This is a genomic window from Escherichia sp. GZ89, assembly GCF_019366485.1.
GTDB lineage: Bacteria > Pseudomonadota > Gammaproteobacteria > Enterobacterales > Enterobacteriaceae > Escherichia > Escherichia fergusonii.
Genome location: NZ_JAEOHX010000002.1, coordinates 250,871 through 272,293 on the forward strand (window position 1 = coordinate 250,871; position 21,423 = coordinate 272,293).

At 51.3% G+C, this 21,423-nt stretch carries 20 protein-coding genes and 2 tRNA genes; 14 read left to right on the forward strand and 8 right to left on the reverse strand.

All coding sequences use genetic code 11. From position 1 onward, the window contains the following. The first annotated feature begins 639 nt into the window (after positions 1-639). The 10 genes from K0335_RS05515 to selB all read left to right on the forward strand — a co-directional run bounded on the left by K0335_RS05515 (position 640) and on the right by selB (position 10,375). Positions 640-1,881, forward strand: a complete 1,242-nt coding sequence (locus K0335_RS05515; protein WP_229321684.1) for an FAD-dependent oxidoreductase — start codon at positions 640-642, stop codon at positions 1,879-1,881. Then, positions 1,878-2,201, forward strand: a complete 324-nt coding sequence (locus K0335_RS05520; protein WP_000661404.1) for a co-chaperone YbbN — start codon at positions 1,878-1,880, stop codon at positions 2,199-2,201. Before K0335_RS05515 ends, K0335_RS05520 begins: the two co-directional genes overlap by 4 nt. A 26-nt stretch (positions 2,202-2,227) precedes the next feature. Continuing rightward, positions 2,228-2,701: a glycine/sarcosine/betaine reductase complex selenoprotein A gene (grdA, locus tag K0335_RS05530; RefSeq protein WP_077626276.1), complete on the forward strand. Its 474-nt coding sequence runs from the start codon at positions 2,228-2,230 to the stop codon at positions 2,699-2,701. A gap of 47 nt (positions 2,702-2,748) precedes the next feature. Next, positions 2,749-4,281, forward strand: coding sequence for a glycine/sarcosine/betaine reductase complex component C subunit beta (grdC, locus tag K0335_RS05535; RefSeq protein ID WP_000525982.1), 1,533 nt, complete (start codon positions 2,749-2,751; stop codon positions 4,279-4,281). Then, positions 4,274-5,401: a glycine/sarcosine/betaine reductase complex component C subunit alpha gene (gene grdD / locus K0335_RS05540; RefSeq protein WP_219393761.1), complete on the forward strand. Its 1,128-nt coding sequence runs from the start codon at positions 4,274-4,276 to the stop codon at positions 5,399-5,401. Before grdC ends, grdD begins: the two co-directional genes overlap by 8 nt. A 10-nt stretch (positions 5,402-5,411) precedes the next feature. Then, entirely contained in the window at positions 5,412-6,701 is a 1,290-nt protein-coding gene (locus K0335_RS05545; RefSeq protein ID WP_046082435.1) for a glycine/sarcosine/betaine reductase component B subunit, read from the forward strand. Between the two features lie 13 nt (positions 6,702-6,714). Further along, the gene (locus K0335_RS05550; protein ID WP_104920259.1) at positions 6,715-8,013 is read left to right on the forward strand and encodes a glycine/betaine/sarcosine/D-proline family reductase selenoprotein B; all 1,299 of its coding nucleotides are present in this window, start codon (positions 6,715-6,717) and stop codon (positions 8,011-8,013) included. A 45-nt stretch (positions 8,014-8,058) separates the two neighbouring features. Continuing rightward, on the forward strand, positions 8,059-8,454 hold the full coding sequence (locus K0335_RS05560) for a GrdX family protein (protein WP_000449100.1): 396 nt from the start codon (positions 8,059-8,061) through the stop codon (positions 8,452-8,454). A gap of 14 nt (positions 8,455-8,468) precedes the next feature. Beyond that, positions 8,469-8,559, forward strand: a tRNA-Sec gene (locus K0335_RS05565). Positions 8,560-8,587: 28 nt separating this feature from the next. Next, positions 8,588-10,375, forward strand: coding sequence for a selenocysteine-specific translation elongation factor (gene selB / locus K0335_RS22655; protein ID WP_046076379.1), 1,788 nt, complete (start codon positions 8,588-8,590; stop codon positions 10,373-10,375). Between the two features lie 117 nt (positions 10,376-10,492). Here the strand turns inward: selB and K0335_RS05575 are convergent. Further along, a tRNA-Ile gene (locus K0335_RS05575) sits at positions 10,493-10,568 on the reverse strand. 124 nt (positions 10,569-10,692) lie between these two features. Between K0335_RS05575 and mug the strand changes: the two genes are divergently transcribed. After that, on the forward strand, positions 10,693-11,199 hold the full coding sequence (gene mug / locus K0335_RS05580; protein WP_000228925.1) for a G/U mismatch-specific DNA glycosylase: 507 nt from the start codon (positions 10,693-10,695) through the stop codon (positions 11,197-11,199). A 56-nt stretch (positions 11,200-11,255) separates the two neighbouring features. Here mug and K0335_RS05585 read toward each other — a convergent pair whose 3' ends face one another. The 4 genes from K0335_RS05585 to rpsU form a co-directional block, all read right to left on the reverse strand. Continuing rightward, positions 11,256-11,819 carry an NADAR family protein gene (locus tag K0335_RS05585; RefSeq protein WP_001183952.1) on the reverse strand — a complete coding sequence of 188 codons (564 nt, stop codon included), beginning with the start codon at positions 11,817-11,819 and terminating at the stop codon, positions 11,256-11,258. Between the two features lie 59 nt (positions 11,820-11,878). Next, positions 11,879-13,720 carry an RNA polymerase sigma factor RpoD gene (rpoD, locus tag K0335_RS05590; RefSeq protein ID WP_000437386.1) on the reverse strand — a complete coding sequence of 614 codons (1,842 nt, stop codon included), beginning with the start codon at positions 13,718-13,720 and terminating at the stop codon, positions 11,879-11,881. A gap of 194 nt (positions 13,721-13,914) precedes the next feature. After that, positions 13,915-15,660: a DNA primase gene (gene dnaG, locus K0335_RS05595; RefSeq protein WP_000918846.1), complete on the reverse strand. Its 1,746-nt coding sequence runs from the start codon at positions 15,658-15,660 to the stop codon at positions 13,915-13,917. Between the two features lie 111 nt (positions 15,661-15,771). Further along, positions 15,772-15,987: a 30S ribosomal protein S21 gene (gene rpsU, locus K0335_RS05600; protein WP_001144069.1), complete on the reverse strand. Its 216-nt coding sequence runs from the start codon at positions 15,985-15,987 to the stop codon at positions 15,772-15,774. A gap of 237 nt (positions 15,988-16,224) precedes the next feature. Between rpsU and tsaD the strand changes: the two genes are divergently transcribed. Next, positions 16,225-17,238 carry a tRNA (adenosine(37)-N6)-threonylcarbamoyltransferase complex transferase subunit TsaD gene (gene tsaD / locus K0335_RS05605; RefSeq protein WP_001264347.1) on the forward strand — a complete coding sequence of 338 codons (1,014 nt, stop codon included), beginning with the start codon at positions 16,225-16,227 and terminating at the stop codon, positions 17,236-17,238. 45 nt (positions 17,239-17,283) lie between these two features. On the opposite strand, the gene plsY is transcribed toward tsaD, so the two are convergent. Further along, positions 17,284-17,901 (reverse strand): glycerol-3-phosphate 1-O-acyltransferase PlsY, encoded by a 618-nt coding sequence (plsY, locus tag K0335_RS05610; protein ID WP_001272789.1) that lies wholly within the window; start codon positions 17,899-17,901, stop codon positions 17,284-17,286. A gap of 105 nt (positions 17,902-18,006) precedes the next feature. Between plsY and folB the strand changes: the two genes are divergently transcribed. Both folB and bacA read left to right on the forward strand, forming a co-directional pair. Continuing rightward, entirely contained in the window at positions 18,007-18,375 is a 369-nt protein-coding gene (gene folB, locus K0335_RS05615) for a bifunctional dihydroneopterin aldolase/7,8-dihydroneopterin epimerase (RefSeq protein ID WP_104920261.1), read from the forward strand. 90 nt (positions 18,376-18,465) lie between these two features. Next, entirely contained in the window at positions 18,466-19,287 is an 822-nt protein-coding gene (bacA, locus tag K0335_RS05620; RefSeq protein WP_015953716.1) for an undecaprenyl-diphosphate phosphatase, read from the forward strand. An 80-nt stretch (positions 19,288-19,367) separates the two neighbouring features. On the opposite strand, the gene cca is transcribed toward bacA, so the two are convergent. Next, positions 19,368-20,606: a fused tRNA nucleotidyltransferase/2',3'-cyclic phosphodiesterase/2' nucleotidase/phosphatase Cca gene (gene cca / locus K0335_RS05625; RefSeq protein ID WP_104920262.1), complete on the reverse strand. Its 1,239-nt coding sequence runs from the start codon at positions 20,604-20,606 to the stop codon at positions 19,368-19,370. 63 nt (positions 20,607-20,669) lie between these two features. Next, positions 20,670-21,290 (reverse strand): TIGR04211 family SH3 domain-containing protein, encoded by a 621-nt coding sequence (locus K0335_RS05630; RefSeq protein WP_001125332.1) that lies wholly within the window; start codon positions 21,288-21,290, stop codon positions 20,670-20,672. Positions 21,291-21,423: the final 133 nt, after the last annotated feature.

The following is a 21,423-nucleotide window of genomic DNA, read 5'->3' on the forward strand; positions in this document are numbered from 1 at the left end:
CTAAAAAATTATATAATTCTTAGTATTAAATTTATTATTCCGATTGAGGTTTTATACTCACCATACTTCAAGTTGTCTCTGCTGCGAGAGAATTATTTAGAGTATGGTCTTCCCAGAACAAAAGTTGTGAATAAAATAAAACAGTCTGACTGGAAAGTCTTTCGGATTTTTATATTTTTATCAAGAACTGATGCTCTATATACGGGGGCTGAAGCGATACATTTTCTAATGCAAGAGTATTGCAGTGATCACAGAATTAGTTATTATCATACCGTACTGTATCCACGGCGATTCTTTTATACTCGTCATACTTCAAGTTGCATGAGCTACGACTGTATTTGCTTAACAGAGTCACTTAATTATGTAATTTTCTGTGGTTTCATCGCTTGCAACTCGAATTATGTAGATGTAGATATGCGTTTCCTGCCTGGAATTATCCCTATGAGAAATTTTAGGTGTAAGTTGTACTTTCTTTAACTTTCAAACTCCTGCCTTTTGCTGCGTGCAGCAAAGTCTTTAGTTATATTCTGGTATTTTTAATAAATATCCCATATCACCTCTGTTTATTCTCGTCGGTATGCCGGTATGGGCAGGAATATGCTGCGTCCGTTATTAGCTTTCATCCCTGAAGGGGAAAATATGATAAATAATGATGAATATGACGTAATCATTGTTGGCGGTGGTCCTGGCGGATTAAGCGCTGCACTGTATGCCGCCAGAGCCAGATTAAAAACGCTGGTCGTGGAAGAAAAGCGGAAACCTGGCGGGCAATGTGCCACCACTTCGGAACTGGAAAATTATCCGGGGATCATTAAAGACAGTGGTCCGGCTTTGATGGAAAAGTTTACTGAACACGCCCGTCATTTTGGCGCAGAGTTTTTGCAAGGACGGGTGTTATCACTGGCTATGAGTCCAGATGGATTACATAAAAGGTTGAAGCTTAAAGATGGCACTACACTCGCGACAAAAAGTGTGATTATTGCCACCGGTACACGTCCCCGTATTTTGGGTATTCCTGGTGAAAAAGAGTTTGCCGGACGCGGCGTTTCTTATTGCGCCACCTGCGATGCAGATTTTTATACCGAACTGGATGTGGTCGTGGTGGGATCAGGAAATACTGCTGTTGAGGAATCCATTTTTCTGACACGTTACGTTAACTCCGTCACCATGGTTGTTATTCATGATGAAGGTCATCTCGATGCCGACCGCATCGCCCGCGAACAAGCATTTGCCAACGAAAAAATCCGTTTTATCTGGAACAGCACGGTAGCCGCAATTACGGGTGATGAACTGGTTGATGGCGTTGAGATCATGAACGTCAAAACTGGTGAGCGTTCGCGCATAAATACCAATGGGGTGTTTATGTTCGTTGGCACCGTACCGCAGACCGACTGGCTGACACCAATAAAAGCACAACTTCCCTTGTCTGACAGCGGCTATATCGAAACTAACCCCCAGCAGGAAACGCAACTGCCCGGCGTATTTGCCGTGGGCGATGTGTGCCATAAATTTCTTCGTCAGGTCGTCACTGCCGCCGGAGATGGCGCGGTTGCAGCTGTTGCCGCCAGCCACTATCTCGAACAAGAAGCCTTCTGGCAGCAACATGTACTCAATAGTGAGTTTAAAAACATGGTGCTGTTCTGGTCGCCGGTCCAGTCAGAGAGTGTGGAGCTATTAACTCAACTCGAACAGCAAATTGCCCATTATGAAGACTGGCGCTTCGTGCCTGTAGATAGTTATAAAAATCAACGGCTTGCTAAACGTTATGGCATAACAGAATTGCCTACGTTGCTGTGCCTTGAGCATGGTGGCGAAATGTGCCGAATGACTAAACCTGCATTTAACTCAATTGATCTCGTCCTGGAGGAACTCACCGTATGAAGGAACTGAATAAAGATAATTTTGACGATGCAATCGCCAGTGGTGTGGTGTTGGTTGATTTCTGGAGCGAAAGCTGTGAACGCTGCAAAGAGTTAATGCCGGATGTCCATCAGCTTTCGGAGGACTACAGCGGCAAAGTGGATTTTTGCAGCCTCAATATTCAGGGCAACCGCCGTCTGGCGATGGCGCAAAAGGTGATGGGCCTGCCTTCGATTGTTATCTGGCGTAATGGCGAGCGGATGACCCATCTTAGCGGCGAGTCGCTCGCTGCCGATGATATTCGTCAGGCGCTTGATGCCGTTCTTGCAGGCGCGGCGTAACCCTTTTTTCAACAAAGGAGAGAGCTATGGATCTCAGAAGTAAAAAAATCATCATCCTTGGTGACAGGGATGGTGTCCCCGGCCCGGCAATTGAAACTTGCGTGCGTTCTGCCGGTGCTGAGGTGGTGTTTAGTACGACCGAGTGCTTTGTCTGAACAAGCGCCGGAGCGATGGACCTGGAAAATCAGCGCCGTGTTCTCGCACTGTCAGAAAAATATCCACCGCAAGATCTGATTGTGATCCTCGGTGGTTCAGAAGCAGAAGCTTCTGGTCTGGCATGTGAAACCGTAACAAACGGCGATCCGACTTTTGCAGGCCCTCTGGCGGGAGTCCAGTTGGGACTCCAGTGTTACCACATAGTGGAAGATGAAGTGAAGCAGGCCGTTGATACCGACGTGTATCAGGAGCAGGTGGGGATGATGGAGATGGTGCTTGATGTCGACGCTATTTCCCGTGAAGTCCGTCAGTACAGGGAAGAATACTGTCACTACCTGAGTTAACAGGAGGCTCTCCGGCTTCAGTGCCGGAGACCACTTCGGGAGGAATTATGGGAAATGCAGTGATACGACAGGCAGGCTATATCCTGGCGCATACGCCGGATTTGCTGAAATGGCATGGCTCCGCCATTTTGCAAGCCCGACATAAAAACCCGGATGAACCCTGGCTTTCGGAGATACCCCGCCATCTACGATCTTTTGACCAGGCGGTAAATTATCCCCCGCATCAGTGCTTTATCGGCAATATCAGCCCTGCAGAACTGGAGACGCTCCCCAGACCCTGGCTCAACGTCATCCAGGAGGGAGGAACAGTCGGCACATTTGGTGAGATATACAGTGAGTCAGTGCTGTACGGCATGCTCTGTTTTGTAGACGCCTTTGATCTCACTGTCTGGCAGGAGTCGTTTGTCCAGGATATCCGGGGAAAACTGGCAGATCATCCTACACTGGCCTCTCGTGGCCTGATGGATAAAGCTGTTACAGCCAGTGAAGATGAACTGGCACTGCTGGTGGCTCAGCATGCCGCTCCACTGTGGTATGGCGAGCGCCTGGTCGGGTGTGTTAAAGCGGCACATGACCTCGATATCAACCTTAGCGCTCACGTTATGCTGGAGAATTTGGTCACTAAAGCCAGTGCAGTACTGGCTGGTTGGCATATCTCCAGCGATATGCTGGAGAAGGTGGAATACGTTATCGAGTGCTCGGAAGAGGCAATAGGTGATGTTAACCAGCGTGGCGGCGGTAACCTTGCGAAAGCTGTCGCAGAAAGCCTGAATTGCCTGCAGGCCACTGGGATCGATATGCGTGGTTTCTGTGCCGGGCCAGTTCATGCGTTGGTCAATGCGGCGGCACTGGTCAAAAGCGGTGTTTATAAACATGTGCTGGTGCTGGCGGGCGGTTCGGTTGCCAAGCTGGGGATGAACGGACGGGATCACATTCGCCAGGGCTTACCACTGATGGAAGATGTCCTCGGCGGTTTTGCTCTGCTAATAAGTGAAGATGATGGCGTTAGCCCGGTGATTAATACTCGCGTGGTGGGACGGCACACTGTGGGAACGGGGGCGTCACCACAGGCAGTAATGGGAGCGTTAATCTCACAACCATTAAAAGCGGTAGGAATGACCACGGCCGATGTCGATAAATATAGCGCCGAACTGCAAAACCCGGAAATCACTCAACCTGCAGGCGCAGGTAACGTACCGGAATCTAACTACAAAATGATTGCGGCACTCAGTGTAATGGAAGGGTGGCTTGAGCGTAGCCAAATCAACGAGTTTGTGGCACGTCACGGGATGCCTGGCTTTGCGCCAACACAAGGGCATATTCCTTCTGGCGTTCCGTTTATTGGTCATGGCCTTTGCGAAATTGCGGATAACACCATCGACAACTTTATGGTGGTTGGTAAGGGAAGCCTGTTCCTTGGGCGGATGACCAGCCAGTTTGATGGCATTAGCGTACTGGTTGAACGTAATCAGGGCATTGTGGAAGACGTGGTTCTCGACAACCGTGCCGCCGCAGAGTTGCTGGCGGAAGCGATGCGTAAAGTTGCCGACGAGCTGGAAGCAGGAGGATGGCATGGCTGAGCATCCTGTTGCTAAAACACTTCGCGGGCTGGCAGATGCGCTAAGTGGCGCGCCACCACGGCTGAAAATTGCCTTTACTGCTCTGGGAAGTGAGTTTTCCACCGATGTACTGCTCAGCGCAGCTGAACAGGTAGCTGACCGATTACTACCGGTCATTATTGGCCCGAAGCCCATCCCCGGATTTCCCTGGTATCAGGCGGATGAATTGGCGTCGGCGCATCGAATCATGGAGCAACTGTTAGCAGATGGCGAAGTCGCAGGCGCAGTGACCCTGCACTACAACTTCCCACTTGGTGTTGCCACTGTTGCACAAATCCATTCGATAGCAACCGGTCGGTCAATGGTGCTGGCCAGTACCACAGGCACCAGCGATGTTCACCGCCCTGCGGCGATGGTGAAAAACGCCATTGCTGGCGTGGCGATGGCAGAAGCTCTCGGCATTGAGGAACCCCGGGTAGGTATCCTCAATGTGGACGATGCTTCTACTGTTCAACGTCTGCTGGCGCGACTTAGGGAGGCCGGATTCCCGCTACATTTTGCGCAGTCTTCACGAGCTGATGGCGGAGCGCTGATGCGCGGTAACGATCTTATTCGTGCCACATCTGACGTGCTGGTTTGCGACACGCTCACCGGAAACTTGCTGATTAAGCTCTTCAGTGCGGGTCTTAGCGGCGGCGAAATGGAAACAATGGGCAGCGGCTATGGCATTGGTCTTGGGCCAGATCAAAAAGCGATCATTGGCATTATTTCGCGTGCCAGCGGCCCGGCGACCATTTCCCAGGCACTCTGTTTTTGCGCTCAGATGGCAAGAAACGATCTGATGCATCACTGGCAGAAATGTTGGCAGCTTGCCAGTAGTTGCGGGATCGAAGAGATCGTCCATCAACGTACGCCTTCTGCCGGGCCGTCAACAACTATCGCAGTATCTGCGCCACCAAAAACCGTACTGGACGATGAGATCCATGGCATCGACATTCTCCTCCTGGAGGAGGCCTGCCAGCATTTGTGGCGACATGGGATCTACGCTGAAACCGGCATGGGCTGTACCGGTCCGGTGTTGATGATTAATCGTCAACAACGTGCAGATGCTGATCAGCATCTGAAATCGTTTTTGAGTTAAGGAGCCAGCCATGAAACTAGAACTTGGCACTATTCAGATCAAGCAGTTCACTTTTGCAGAAAAAACATCACTGGCAGGCGGACATTTGCAGCTCTGTCAGCGAGAACTTGAAGAGTTTATCCGCACCATTCACCCACAGATTGTGGAGGTGGAAACGGTGATTGTTCATCCCGGTGAAGAAGTACGCATTATGCCGGTAAAAGATGTCATCGAACCACGCACGAAGCTGGATGATGGCTGCTGTTTTCCAGGTATTAACCGGGGGGAAGAAGCTATTGTCGGGAGCGGTAAGACACTGGCCCTTAAAGGCATTTCGGTACTGACGACCGGAAAAGTTGTAGGTTTCCAGGAAGGGATTATTGATATGTCTGGTCCTGGTGCGCCTTACACGCCTTATTCGACGTTGCGTAACCTTGTGCTGCGTATTGAAGTCGATGAGCAGTGCAACCAGTACCAGCATGAAGAGATCCTGCGGCGTGTTGGGCTGATGACGGCACGTTGGCTTGCGGATCAGGTGAAAACGACTCCGGCGGATGAAGTCACAACCTACGAAACCTTGCCACTGGCGAAGCAGCACGCAGCATATCCAGACCTGCCCGCAGTAGGCTACGTCTATATGCTACAAAGCCAGGGACTATTGCACGACACCTGGTTTTACGGCGTAGATGTGAAAAAAATCGTCCCCACTCTGATGTATCCCACCGAAGCGATGGATGGCGCCATTGTCAGCGGTAACTGTGTTTCTGCCTGCGATAAAAACACCACCTGGAGCCACCAGAACAATCCGGTGATTGCTGAGCTTTATCGCCGTCATGGCAAAGATCTCAATTTCATTGGCGTTATTTTAACCAATGAAAACGTGACGTTGAGTGACAAAGTACGCTCATCAAATATGGTGGCGCGACTGGCAGATCAAATGGGGATTAGCGGGGCGATTATCAGTGAAGAAGGGTTTGGTAACCCGGATGCCGATCTGATGATGAACTGCTACAAACTCGAAGCGCAGGGGATCCAGACGGTGTTGTTAACCGACGAATATGCCGGGCGTGGTGGGGAAAGCCAGTCGCTTGCCGACGCGCATCCTTCCGCCAATGCCGTGGTTACCGCTGGTAATGCCAATCAGGTCATTACTCTACCTCCGATGAAACGGGTGATAGGCCATTCGGTTTATGCCAATACCATCGCGGGTGGGTTTGAAGGCAGTTTGCATAACGACGGCAGTATTACTGTGGAAATACAAGCCATTACTGGCGCAACAAACGAGCTGGGGATTCACACCCTTTCGGCGCACAGCGGCTAAGGAGTGAGCGCAAATGAGTTTACGAATACTGCATTACCTCAACCAGTTCTTTGGTCAAAAGGGCGGGGAAGAGGCGGCGGGATGTCCGCCTGAGATCCATATCGGGCCAATTGGTGTCGGGCTACAGTTGGAAAAATTGCTGGCAGGTGAAGGCAATATTATTGCCACCATTATCTGCGGTGACAGCTATTTCAATGAAAATGCTGACCTTTGCAAAGAGTACGTGCGTAACGTTCTCAATGTACATCAACCTGATATGGTGGTGACCGGCCCTGCATTTAACGCCGGTCGCTATGGTATGGCTTGCGGTACAGTGGCGCAGGTCGCTGCTGAGATGGGGATTCCGGTGATTAGTGGGATTTACCCGGAGAACCCAGGCTACGAGTTATATCGCCCGTGGATGTATGCCGTGGAAACCGGTAATAGTGCGGCATCCATGCGTACAGCCTTGCCTGCAATGGCAACGTTGATTAAACGTTTTATTGCCACCGGGGGAAATCCTGGTCTTCCGGAGGAAGCCGGTTATCTACCACGAGGCGTGCGTATCAACCATTTTGAGTCAGACGTTGGCGCTGTTCGTGCCGTCAGGATGTTGATGCAAAAAATGAAGGGCGAGCCTTTCAAAACAGAATATCCGATGCCAGCTTTTGATCGCGTTGATCCTCAGCCTCCGGTTATCGATCTCTCCACTGCCACCATTGCGCTGGTAACGTCCGGTGGCGTCGTTCCGAAAGGTAACCCGGATCATATCGAATCTTCGAGCGCCTCACGGTTTGGCGAATATGCGATTGATGATCTTGCTGCGCTGAGTTCAGGCACGCATCAGACGGCACATGGCGGCTACGATCCCGTTGCCTGTAATGATGATCCAAACCGTGTATTACCGGTCGATGCCCTGCGTGAGCTCGAAAAGGAAGGGAAGATTGGCAAGCTGTTTAGTCATTACTACTCAACAGTGGGTAATGGCACTTCGGTCGCAAACGCCCGTAAGTACGGCGCTGATATTGCCATGAAACTGCAGAAAGCGGGAGTAAGCGCAGCCATTCTGACGTCGACATGAGGCACTTGCACTCGTTGCGGCGCAACGATGGTCAAAGAGATTGAAAAAGTCATGCCGGTAGTCCATATCGCAACGGTTGTTCCGATATCACTCACGGTTGGCGCTAACCGTATTGTGCCTGCTGTGGCTATCCCACATCCACTGGGTAACCCACTGCTTGATGGCAGCGACGAACAAAAACTTCGTCGTCAGCTTGTGGAGAAGGCACTTGCGGCATTACAGACACCGGTAACTGAACAGACGGTGTTTTAACCAGATCGCCAGCCTTACGGCTGGCGATACTGACAGCAGGATGCAATGGAAACGTTATTAATCATTACCAATAATCCGGCCGTAGAAGCGCATTATCTCGGTTGTGCCATGCGCCTGTGCGCGGATTATCAGCAGGTGCTTTTGACCGCGCGGGATGCCATCCATCTTGGCAGATGCCTGCTAATGCACCCGGAAAGTGGCAGTATTACGCCCGCGCAAACGCCTTATCGATCGCTACTACTCGGCAGTTGTCAGTGTCAACTGGACGTGGTTTCTCTTGAGATGATTGAAAATGCACTGACGCGCTATCGAAGTTTTTCTGCCGCATCACGTGCCGGGAAATGGCGTGAAGCTGAGCTGCAAGATTTTCAGCTCATTGATTTGAATTTGTTGCGTGAAGCTGTCAACAAAGCCCCTGGTATGTTTCGTTGGGGGCAATAGTAAACACGCTTTCAGGAAGTTGATGGGGCCCGGTGGCCCCTGCGGTCCTCAAAACCGTTGTCAGCTTATCGGCTGGGGCAGGTTCGACTCCTGCCGCTTCCGCCACACTTTTCCTGAATCTGGAGAACATATCGTGTATGCGGTAACAGGAACAGCCGGACACGTGGATCATGGTAAATCCGCCCTTATTCAGGCACTCACCGGAACACATCCTTCACATTTACCACAAGAGTTTGCTCGTGGTATGACGATTGAACTGGGATTTGCCTGTTTACGTAGCCCCGAAGGCGATGAAATTGGCATGATTGACGTACCCGGTCACGAACGCTTTTTGCGCAATATGCTGAGTAGTCTTTGGGGGTTAGATCTGGTGCTGTTTGTGGTGGCAGCCGATGAAGGCTGGTCGCCGCTCAGCGAAGAACATTTACGTGTGATTGCGGCTCTTGGTATTCGCCACATTATGGTGGCAATCAACAAGTGTGACCTGGCCGATGATTCGCGTCTGGCCGAGGTTGAAGAAGAGATCCTGGAGCGTTTTTTGACGCACTGCGACATGCTGCCGGATATCTGGAGAGTTAGCGCAAAGAGCGGTGAGGGCGTGGAAGAACTCCGCCAGGCACTAATTAAACAAATCCGTCAGCAAACACCGTCATCATCACTCGCCCCCGGACCGCATTTATATATTGACCGTGTATTTACTGTTAATGGGATTGGCACCACTGTAACGGGCACATTGCGTGGAGATGGCGTAGAGATTGGTGACGTTTTGCGTTTGTATCCGGGAAATGAACTGGTAAAAGTGAAATCGATTCAAAGTTACCATCTTCCGAGGGAGCGCGCACAACCGTGTAGCAGAGTGGCGATGAGCTTTCGTCAACTCAAAAAAGATAAAGTCGCGCGAGGAGATTGCCTGGCAAGACCGGACGCCGGGGTGATGATCAGCCGCGAATGGATCGTACAGCTTCCCGCTGGAATTAGCGGCATGAAAAAACAGTGTGAACTGGAAGTGGCGCTAGGGACTTCTTATGCTCAAGGGCGTTGCTATTTGCTCGGTGATGGGCGATTGGCGCGCTTACAACTTTCCCGTGCGCTGCCGGTTTTTTGGGGACAGACAATATTGCTGATGATGCCCGGAGGTAGCCGGATGGTCAGCGCCGGGCGTGTGGTATGGGCAGGAGCGCTTAGTCGCGAGCAGAGACCAAAATTGATTGCAACGCTTATTGGCTCAGAGAACACCGAACTACCGCAACTGAGAAAACAGGTTCAGTTGGCAGTAAATGGATATGTGGAATCTGATGGTAAACCTGCACCGTCAAAGTGCCATGCGTTGCAGAGCTGGTGGCTGGCGGAAGACTACTATCAACAGTGTTTGACGCGGTGTAACCATATTTTTATGCAGGCGACATCGGCCCTGAATATGGAGGAGTTGGCTGCCCGTAGTGGCATAAGTATTGTTATTTTACGTGAACTGGTAGAACAACAATGCCTGAACCAGAAGTGGCAACAAACAACCGAAGGCATCAGTGTATTCGGTGCCAGTTTTGGTCATCTTAGCCAGGATTTACAAAAATTATTGGCTGAAATTCAATCAGTCGGGCAACTTTGCTTTTCTGCCACTCAACATGATCGACCTTTACTGACACAGCAACTGCGTGCACTTGTTGAGAGAAAATGTATCGTGCCGATGGATGACAAAATGTTTATCACCAGGGAACACTACCAGACACTCCTGGATACGCTTTTTAGTGCATGCCAGGCGGGGGATTTGCTTTCAATAGCCGATGTCCGGGAGCGAACTGGCCTTGCACGTAAGCAGCTAATTCCTCTGCTTAATCGCATGGAAAGAGACGGCTGGGTACGAAGGGAAGGCGATTTGCGCCGTGTGAAGAAAGCGCTGAGTTGTGCGGTGGAAAGTGGGTAACGGGGGGAAAAGAGGGGAAGCTATATTCTCTCGCTATTTTATCGCCACTTTGTTGCCATTCGTACAAAAAAAGCCACTCGATCGAGTGACTTAATTATTTGATTTTTTTACTAAATTTGGTGGCCCCTGCTGGACTTGAACCAGCGACCAAGCGATTATGAGTCGCCTGCTCTAACCACTGAGCTAAGGGGCCATGGTAGCCGATTATAAAGTAACTCTGACACACGATCCAGCCATCGCTGAACAGATGCTGTTTTTATAAACAATGTGTTTTCAATCCGTTATACTTTTCCTGGAGATGTTAGACAGGAGTAAACATGGTTGAGGATATTTTGGCTCCAGGGTTACGGGTTGTGTTTTGCGGCATCAATCCAGGGTTATCAAGTGCGGAAAAGGGGTTCCCTTTTGCTCACCCGGCGAACCGGTTCTGGAAAGTGATTCACCAGGCCGGATTTACTGACCGACAATTAAAACCGCAAGAGGCTCAACTGCTGCTGGATTATCGTTGCGGCGTGACCAAACTGGTTGACAGACCGACGGTACAGGCAAATGAAGTGACAAAGCTGGAACTACATGCTGGTGGGCGAAAGCTCATTGAAAAAATTGAGGATTATCAACCGCAGGCGTTGGCGATCCTCGGCAAACAGGCTTATGAGCAGGGCTTTAGCCAGCGCGGCACGCAGTGGGGGAAACAAACGCACACCATTGGCGCGACGCAAATTTGGGTGCTGCCAAATCCCAGTGGTTTGAGTCGCGTTTCACTTGAGAAGCTGGTGGAAGCGTATCGCGAGCTGGACCAGTCGCTGGTGATGCGGGGCTTGTGAAGTATAGTGTAACGAAGTTATGAGCGGGCAAAGCACCGCTCCTCCCAGATACGGGCTTATTCTTCCGCCAAACGGTCTCTGACTACCATAAGCGCAAACCCCAGCAGATTTTTCCCCTTCCAGTGAGACGGCACTCCGGCATGGGGATGATCTTTTGCAAGGCCAATTCCCCAGATTTTATCCACCGGGCTGGCTTCAACCAGAATGCGAGGCTGCGTATTTAGCAAGAATGTTTTCAATGCCGAATGTTGGCTAAATTTGTGATAGTTCCCTTCACAGACAAGCTCAAAGCAACTGGCCTGCCAGCGTTGTTCATCAAAGTTTGTCACCTGTCGCCCCAGCTTTTTGGCTTCTGCCGGGGTCGCCGCCGCCAGAATTCTGGCAAGCGTTTTACTGTCATTAAACAGCCGCGCTTTTCCTGCCATCATCCAGTGCTCTGCGGTAGCGTAGGTTATACCACCATAGGTAAAAGGCGAACCCTGCCACCACTGACTAAAGCAAGAGGCAGTAATTTCGTTATTCGAGGCAGGTTGATGGCCCCAGAACCACAGGTATTTCACTTTTTTCCCGGCATCAAGGGCGGAAAGAAGGGCGGGGAGAGAATAGTATCCTTGCTGCACTGCCAGATTTCCTTAATAAAAAAGCCCTCACGAGGGAGGGCTTATGCATATCTTTACAATTAATCGTCCAGGAAGCTACGCAACACTTCAGAACGGCTCGGATGACGCAGTTTACGCAGCGCCTTCGCTTCGATCTGACGGATACGTTCGCGGGTAACGTCGAACTGTTTACCTACTTCTTCCAGCGTGTGGTCGGTGTTCATGTCGATACCGAAACGCATACGCAGAACTTTTGCTTCACGCGCGGTCAGGCCAGCCAGCACGTCGTGCGTTGCCGCACGCAGGCTTTCAGTGGTCGCAGAATCCAGCGGCAGCTCGAGGGTGGTATCCTCGATGAAATCCCCCAGATGCGAATCTTCATCGTCGCCGATCGGCGTTTCCATGGAGATTGGCTCTTTGGCGATTTTCAGCACTTTGCGGATCTTGTCTTCCGGCATCAGCATACGTTCAGCCAGTTCTTCCGGCGTCGGCTCGCGGCCCATCTCTTGCAGCATCTGGCGAGAAATACGGTTGAGCTTGTTGATGGTCTCAATCATATGCACTGGAATACGGATGGTGCGTGCCTGATCCGCGATAGAGCGGGTGATTGCCTGACGGATCCACCAGGTTGCGTAGGTGGAGAACTTGTAACCACGACGGTATTCGAACTTATCTACCGCTTTCATCAGACCGATGTTGCCTTCCTGAATCAGATCAAGGAACTGCAAGCCACGGTTGGTGTATTTCTTAGCGATAGAAATAACCAGACGTAAGTTCGCTTCAACCATCTCTTTCTTCGCACGGCGGGCTTTCGCTTCACCGATAGACATACGACGGTTGATATCTTTAACCTGCTCGATGGTCAGGCCGGTTTCTTCTTCAATCTGATGTAACTTTTGCAGACTACGATGCACTTCATCAGCTACATCGTGCAGTTTTTCCGACCACGGCTTGTTCATCGCAATTGCTGCGTTGAACCAGGTATCGCTGGTTTCGTTGCCGGTAAACAGGGTAATGAAGTTTTTCTTCGGCATTTTGCACTGCTCAACGCAGAGCTTCATGATCAGACGTTCTTGCGTACGAACGCGGTCCATCATGACGCGCATGCTGTTGACCAGGTAGTCAAACTGCTTCGGTACCAGGCGGAACTGTTTGAATACTTCAGACAGTTTCAGGATCTCTTCCTGAGCGGCAGCATGGCTGCGGCCTTTCGCTTTGATGGTGTCGCGAGTGACTTCGTACTGGGCACGCAGCTCAGCAAATTTTTCGCGAGCCAGCTCTGGATCGATGCTGTTGTCATCGTCAGCGCTGTCGTCATCACCATCTTCTTCGTCTTCATCTTCGTCATCGTCCAGATCTTCCTGGGAGAGTTCTGAACCGACGTGAGTGGCGGTTGGTGCCAGTTCTTCTTCTGCGTTTGGATCGACAAAGCCGGTGATCAGATCGGACAGACGCGCTTCTTCTGCTTCAACACGATCGTACTGTTCCAGCAGATAGGTGATCGCTTCCGGGTATTCAGCAACGGAGCATTGAACCTGGTTGATCCCGTCTTCAATACGCTTAGCGATGTCAATTTCGCCTTCGCGGGTCAACAGTTCAACGGTGCCCATTTCACGCATGTACATGCGTACCGGGTCAGTCGTACGCCCGATTTCAGATTCCACGCTGGAAAGCACCTGCGCGGCGGCTTCGGCAGCATCTTCGTCCGCGGTGTTTTCAGCCAGCATCAGATCATCGGCATCCGGTGCTTCTTCCATCACCTGAATGCCCATGTCGTTGATCATTTGGATGATGTCTTCGATCTGATCTGAATCGACGATATCTTCCGGCAGATGGTCATTGACCTCGGCATAGGTCAGATAGCCTTGCTCCTTACCACGGGTGACAAGAAGTTTCAGCTGTGACTGCGGGTTTTGCTCCATAAGACGGTATCCACACTTATTTCATGAGGTTGGTGTTGGGCGATTGACCCGATGTCCTTCAGCCGTTAACGCTGAAATCCAACGGTTGTTTACCGCCAACGATAATTACGAGGGCGTACTTATATATTTGCCGCTGCCTCTCAGTGCGGCTGTCGGGGGCTTCCCGATCGCTCTTCGGCACTTAAGCCGTTAAATTACTTTTTCGCCAGCTCCTGGTTTAATGTCCAGAGCTCCAGGCGTTCTTCGTTGCTTAAACCATGCGTGCGCTCACGAGCGATTAACTCTTCCTGGCGCAGTTTAAGCAGCGAATCAAACATATGGTTGAGTGAGTCGGTGAAGGTTTGCTCAGCAATATTCCTATCTGCTATATCGTCCCACATCGACAGTTTTTCAAGGGTGGCAGCATTATTTGTACCACGATAGTGCTCTAAAAGTTGCCCGGTGGTCAGACCTGGCTGAGAGAGACAAGTGTTGACCAGTTCTCTGAATAAGCCAAGTCCAGGGAGCTTATTTTCATCCAGATTCTCAAGCGGCGGGACCAACGTCGCTAATTCTGGATTTTGTACCAGCAACCCTATAAGTATACGCATGGTCGTGCGTTTTAGCTGTGGAACAGGGCGAGAAACGCTGCTCTCCGCCGCTTTTGGCATTAATCGTTCAAGCTGACTGTCATCAAGTATGCCTAATTTGTTGCCTAATTCCTGACGAAGATATATTCGCAGCGTTTCGCCCGGCACCTGCGATATCAATGGCAGTGCCAGCGTACTCAAACGTGCGCGCCCGTCAGGGGTACTCAGATCAACTTGCGGCATCAGACTGTTAAACAGAAATGCGGAGAGTGGCATCGCCTGCTCCATCCGCGCTTCAAACGCTTCTTTACCTTCTTTTCGTACCAGCGTGTCAGGGTCTTCGCCATCAGGCAAAAACATAAAGCGTAGCTGACGACCGTCTGTCATGTAAGGCAACGCCGTTTCCAACGCTCGCCAGGCAGCATCGCGACCTGCACGGTCGCCGTCATAACAGCAAATGACATTGTTGGTCGCGCGGAACAACAACTGAATGTGATCGGCGGTGGTTGACGTGCCTAACGACGCAACGGCGTAATTAATGCCGTATTGCGCCAGCGCCACCACGTCCATATAACCTTCGACCACCAACAGACGCTGAGGTTCGGCGTTATCCTGCTGCGCCTCATAAAGACCGTAAAGCTGGCGGCCTTTATGGAAAATGTCCGTTTCCGGCGAGTTCAGGTATTTGGGGGTGTCGTTGCCCAGCACGCGCCCGCCAAAACCAATCACCCGACCGCGTTTATCGCGAATGGGGAACATCACCCGCTCGCGGAAACGATCGTAACTGCGACCCTGATCGTTGGTGACCAACATGCCCGCATCAATCAATGACTGACGATTTTCTGGATTGCCGCCAAACCGTTTCAGAACGTTGTCCCAGCCGGGGGGCGCAAAACCAATCGCAAAGCGGGCGATAACCTCGTGGCTTAATCCGCGTTTTTCCAGATACTGGCGCGCAGACGTGGCAACAGGTTGCTGTAAAGATTGTTGGTAAAACGTATTCAGACCGTCCATCAACTGATAAAGCGTTTGCCGTTGATGGCGCTCGATCTGACTGGGGCCGCTGCCTGCTTCAAATGGCACTTCAAGATTGTGCATTGCTGCCAGCTCTTCGACCGTTTCGACGAACTCGAGCTTGTCGTAGTTCATCAGGAAGTCGATCGCGTTGCCGTGCGCGCCACATCCAAAGCAGTGGTAAAACTGTTTTTCACCGTTAACGGTGAATGACGGGGTTTTCTCGTTGTGGAATGGACAACACGCGTGGAAATTCTTGCCCTGCTTTTTCAGCTTCACACGAGCATCGATCAGATCGACGATGTCAGTGCGTGCCAGCAGATCATTAATGAATACGCGTGGGATTCGTCCAGCCATAGGCCCCGATTTTTAGCAATTCATAAACGAAAATAAGCCGCGCATTCCTTTCGGAAGCACGGCCTTACAACTACTACTCAGTCTGTATTAAGAGCTGTTGCTCTCAGAATATTAGTACAGACGAGTGCGGCGTGCGTTTTCGCGAGCCAGTTTCTTCGCGTGACGTTTCACTGCAGAAGCTTTAGCGCGCTTACGTTCGGTAGTCGGTTTTTCATAGAATTCACGACGACGAACTTCCGCCAGAACACCTGCTTTTTCGCAGGAACGCTTGAAGCGACGCAGAGCTACGTCGAACGGCTCGTTTTCACGTACTTTAATTACCGGCATGTGCCTCTCACCTTTGATTAATTCGGTTTGCCGCTGGCATCAACGCCAGCTTATTTCAAAATGGTGCGGAATTTTACTGCAATTGCTGCTGCTTTGTAAAGCACCACGACCGCTTTTGAAAGGGACTTTTATAAGGGTGAGGAGTATACACGAGGCTTACTCCAGGGGCGAACAAAGTTTTACATCAACCCGCATTGGTCCTACACTGCGCGGTAATAAAGCGAGGTAAAACAAGTCATGCGTGTACTGGGTATTGAAACTTCCTGCGATGAAACCGGCATCGCCATTTACGACGATGAAAAAGGTTTGTTAGCCAACCAATTGTATAGTCAGGTGAAATTGCACGCTGACTACGGCGGCGTCGTGCCTGAACTGGCCTCCCGCGATCACGTGCGTAAAACCGTACCGCTGATCCAGGCGGCGCTAAAGGAGTCCGGTTTAGCAGCCAAAGACATTGACGCTGTGGCCTATACCGCAGGCCCTGGATTAGTCGGTGCGCTGTTGGTTGGCGCGACCGTGGGGCGTTCTCTGGCGTTTGCCTGGGACGTTCCGGCGATCCCGGTACACCATATGGAAGGGCATCTGTTAGCGCCGATGCTTGAAGATAATCCGCCAGAATTCCCGTTTGTCGCGTTGCTGGTTTCCGGCGGCCATACGCAGTTAATCAGCGTGACTGGCATTGGTCAGTACGAGCTGCTCGGCGAGTCTATCGATGATGCCGCCGGTGAAGCCTTTGATAAAACCGCGAAACTGTTAGGGCTGGATTATCCTGGTGGTCCGTTACTGTCGAAAATGGCGGCGCAGGGCACCGCCGGGCGCTTTGTCTTCCCGCGCCCGATGACTGACCGCCCAGGGCTGGATTTCAGCTTCTCTGGTCTGAAAACCTTCGCAGCGAACACTATTCGTGATAACGGCACCGACGACCAGACGCGTGCTGATATCGCTCGCGCTTTTGAAGATGCGGTCGTTGATACGTTGATGATTAAGTGTAAGCGAGCGCTGGATCAGACGGGCTTTAAGCGGCTGGTCATGGCGGGCGGTGTGAGTGCTAACCGCACGCTGCGGGCGAAACTGGCGGAAATGATGAAAAAGCGTCGTGGCGAAGTGTTCTACGCGCGTCCGGAATTTTGTACTGATAACGGCGCGATGATCGCCTATGCCGGAATGGTGCGGTTTAAAGCAGGCGCGACGGCGGATCTCGGCGTTAGCGTGCGTCCGCGCTGGCCACTGGCGGAGTTACCGGCCGCGTAAAGCATGTTTCAGCCTGTGAAAAGAATAAACGCAGGCTGAAAGATTTTATTCAGGATCTTTTTCGCGTTTTCTTTTTAGCTTGGTCCAGATTTTTGTCTCCTGACGACGCCACAGACGCTGAATGTTGTCATGATGGCGCAGCAGGATCAGGCAAGAGAGCATCGAAACCGGGAAGGTGAACTGGGGTTTAAACCACCAGACGTAAAACGGGGCAATCAGTGCGCTGACAATCGCCCCAAGCGACGAATAGCCACTTAATAACACGGTCAGCAGCCAGGTTCCCGCCATTACTCCGGTGAGATCCCAGCCAATTGGTGCGATGGCACCAAAAGCGGTAGCAACGCCTTTTCCTCCTTTAAAACCGAAGAATATGGGCCAGATGTGTCCAAGACAGGCGGCAATAGCAATTAATCCCAGCCAAAAGGGGCTGACGCCTAATTCATATGCGCCCCAGACAGGCAACATTCCTTTCAGAACGTCAAAGATCAGCACTGCTAAGGCTGCTCCTTTGCCACCCATGCGTAATACGTTGGTTGCGCCAGGATTACCGGAGCCGCTGGTTCGCGGGTCCGGTAAGCCACACAGGCGGCAAACCAGAATGGCACTGGAAATGGAGCCGCAGAGGTACGCGAAGAGGATCATTCCAGGCGCGATTGCACTCATAAGCTGTTCCGTTTTGAAAATGTCGTGTTTAACGATGAATCTGTGGATAATACGCACATTTCGCCGGAAGTGGTATCCGGTTAGCCAAAAAGCAGGCAGGACGTGATGGATATTGTATTTATAGAGCAACTTTCGGTAATCACCACTATTGGTGTTTACGACTGGGAACAGACCATCGAACAGAAGTTAGTGTTCGATATCGAAATGGCGTGGGATAACCGTAAAGCGGCGAAAAGCGATGATGTTGCGGATTGTCTCAGCTACGCTGACATTGCAGAAACGGTGGTCAGCCACGTTGAGGGAGCGCGTTTTGCGTTGGTGGAACGCGTAGCGGAAGAGGTGGCGGAGCTGCTGTTAGCACGCTTTAACTCGCCGTGGGTACGTATCAAACTCAGTAAGCCAGGCGCGGTGGCACGTGCCACGAATGTCGGCGTCATTATTGAGCGTGGCAATAATCCTAAAGAAAATAATTAATTTTACAGTTATAAAACCAAACGGCTATAACCGAGTCTTATTGCAGTATTTTTGACGAGCAATACATTTTTATTATTTAGGGGTTTATTGATGAGCGATATGCACTCGCTGCTGGTAGCGGCAATATTGGGTGTGGTCGAAGGATTGACAGAATTTCTGCCGGTATCCAGCACAGGCCACATGATTATTGTCGGTCATTTGTTGGGATTTGAGGGAGATACGGCGAAAACCTTTGAAGTGGTGATCCAGTTAGGATCGATTCTGGCTGTGGTTGTCATGTTCTGGCGACGTCTGTTTGGGCTAATCGGTATTCACTTTGGTCGCCCGTTGCAGCACGAAGGAGAAAGCAAAGGCCGTTTAACGCTGATCCACATTCTGCTTGGCATGATCCCGGCAGTGGTGCTGGGGTTGTTATTCCATGATGCCATCAAGTCATTGTTTAATCCGATTAATGTCATGTATGCGCTGGTCGTTGGCGGTCTGTTGCTGATTGCCGCCGAATGCCTGAAGCCGAAAGAACCGCGTGCGCCGGGTTTGGACGATATGACGTATCGTCAGGCGTTTATGATTGGCTGCTTCCAGTGTCTGGCGCTGTGGCCGGGTTTCTCACGCTCCGGGGCGACCATATCTGGCGGGATGCTGATGGGCGTGAGCCGTTACGCTGCTTCCGAGTTCTCGTTCCTGCTGGCGGTGCCGATGATGATGGGCGCAACGGCGCTCGATCTCTACAAAAGCTGGGGCTTCCTGACAACCGGCGATATCCCGATGTTTGCCGTTGGGTTTATCACCGCTTTTGTGGTGGCGCTGGTTGCGATTAAAACCTTCCTGCAATTGATTAAGCGCATTTCGTTTATTCCGTTCGCCATTTATCGCTTTATTGTGGCGGCTGCGGTGTATGTCGTGTTCTTTTGATTGAGGAATAGTGTCGGATATGACGCTTGTGCGTCTTATCCGACCTGGCCGGTGTTTGCAATAAATTGAAATTCAAGTGCTTAATTAGACTTTGGGCAGCGTTGTTCCTTCCAGTTGGCTACCGCTGCAATCCGGCGGCGGGTCAACTCCTCGCGAATCTCCACACCTTTAAATCCCGCTTCAACGACGTCTTTTGTCGGCACTGACTGCGCCACTTCCCAGGCTTCGCGCAACCAGCGGCCTTGCGGGTAATCTACTGACTCAAAACCGGTTCTGCCACGCACGTCAGCCTCGCTGGTCAGCGCCAGTTGCTCGACACGCTGCGGTTTACGCCAGGCGTCAATGGAATCAAACAATTTAACAATGGTTTTCGGGTTCAACATTGGGAAGGTGTGGATGAGATCGTGAAACTCAGCCACCAGTTTGGCTAAATCGCGAATTTCATTTGGTACGCGCAGACGCTGACATAGTTGTTCCACTAATTTCACACCCGCTGGTCCATGGCCGTGATGACGCGGCCAAAGCTCTGGCGGCGTCAGTCCTTTACCGAGATCGTGGCATAACGTTGCGAAACGGACATCGACCTGCGGACTCAGCATCGCCGCCATTGAGAGCGTCATTAAGGTATGAATACCCGTGTCGATTTCCGGATGCCACCTGGCAGGGGCCGGAACGCCAAACAGGGCGTCAATTTCCGGGAATAAAACGCGCAGTGCGCCGCAATCGTGCAGTACCTGGAAGAACACCTGGGGATTGCGGGTGGTGAGGGCACTTTCCGTCTCTTTCCACACTCGTTCAGGCGTCAGGTGTTCCAGTTCACCCGCGTGAGTCATCTCGCGCATCAGCGCCAGAGTTTCATCAGCAATACGAAAACTGAGGTGGGCATAACGCGCAGCAAAACGCGCCACGCGCAGTACACGTAACGGATCTTCGCCAAAAGCGGGGGAAACATGGCGCAACAGACGATTTTGCAGATCGCCCAGACCATTGTACGGGTCGATAATCTCACCGTCATCGTCCTGGGCTAGTGCATTAATGGTCAGATCACGACGCTTAAGATCATCTTCCAGCGTGACATCTGGTGCGGCATAGCAGGTAAATCCGGTGTAACCGGAACCGGATTTCCGTTCGGTACGTGCCAGCGCATACTCTTCATGCGTTTGCGGATGCAGAAAAACAGGAAAATCGCGGCCTACCTGCTGGTAACCCGCGTCGAGCATCTCCTGTGGCCTACTGCCGACCACCACCCAATCTCTGTCTTTGACCGGTAGCCCTAACAATGCATCCCGAACAGCACCACCGACCAGATAAATCTTCACGCCATCATCCCTTCGTCAAATACACAATTCCTAATAATAAGACAGTGCAACGAAGAAGGCGATTTAGTTCATCCAACGATCTTTACGTTTGCGCGTTGGGATCAGGTGCGGCAGTACCAGACCGAGCAGCAAGCCAAGCCCCAGCACGCCGCCGCCATACATAAACCATTGCATGATGATGGTGCGCTGTTTGTCATCCAACTGTACGCTGGCGGCATCGACCTTTTTCTGCGCGACAATCAGCTCGTTTTTCAGTTTCTGATTTTCTTCTTTTAACCCGTTGATCACGCTGTCACTTTGCGCCACTTTTTGCTGCATTTCTGCCGTGCGCTGATTCCAGGTGTTATCGATATTGGTGAGCTTATCTGTCAGGGTTTTGACCTGATTTTCCAGATCTGGCACACGGGAGCGCAGGCTTGGCTCAGTGCTAAGTTGTTTCAACGGGATCCAGGCGGTACGGCCAGAGCTGTCTTTCACCTGGGCATAATTGGTGTTGGCGTCAGTTTGTAATAAGGTCACTTCCTCGCCGGCGTTAACCGTGCCTACGAGGCGATAATGATCTCCCGGACCGCTACGGACCCAGGTATTCAGTTCGTCAGAAACATAGCGCGTTTCTTCAGCGTGTGAGACGGCAGTCGCGCTAAGTGCGAGTAAAGTTAATCCGATCAGGCGTAATTTTGGCATCAGGCTGTCGTTATTGTCATGGAAAGTGGAACGATAGTAGTGGCATCAGTGTCGCTACGCAAAGCATTCGACATCAATCGGAATCCTCTGTGTCAGGTCTTGCCACTGCTTCAAACTTTTACGCCCGTCAAAT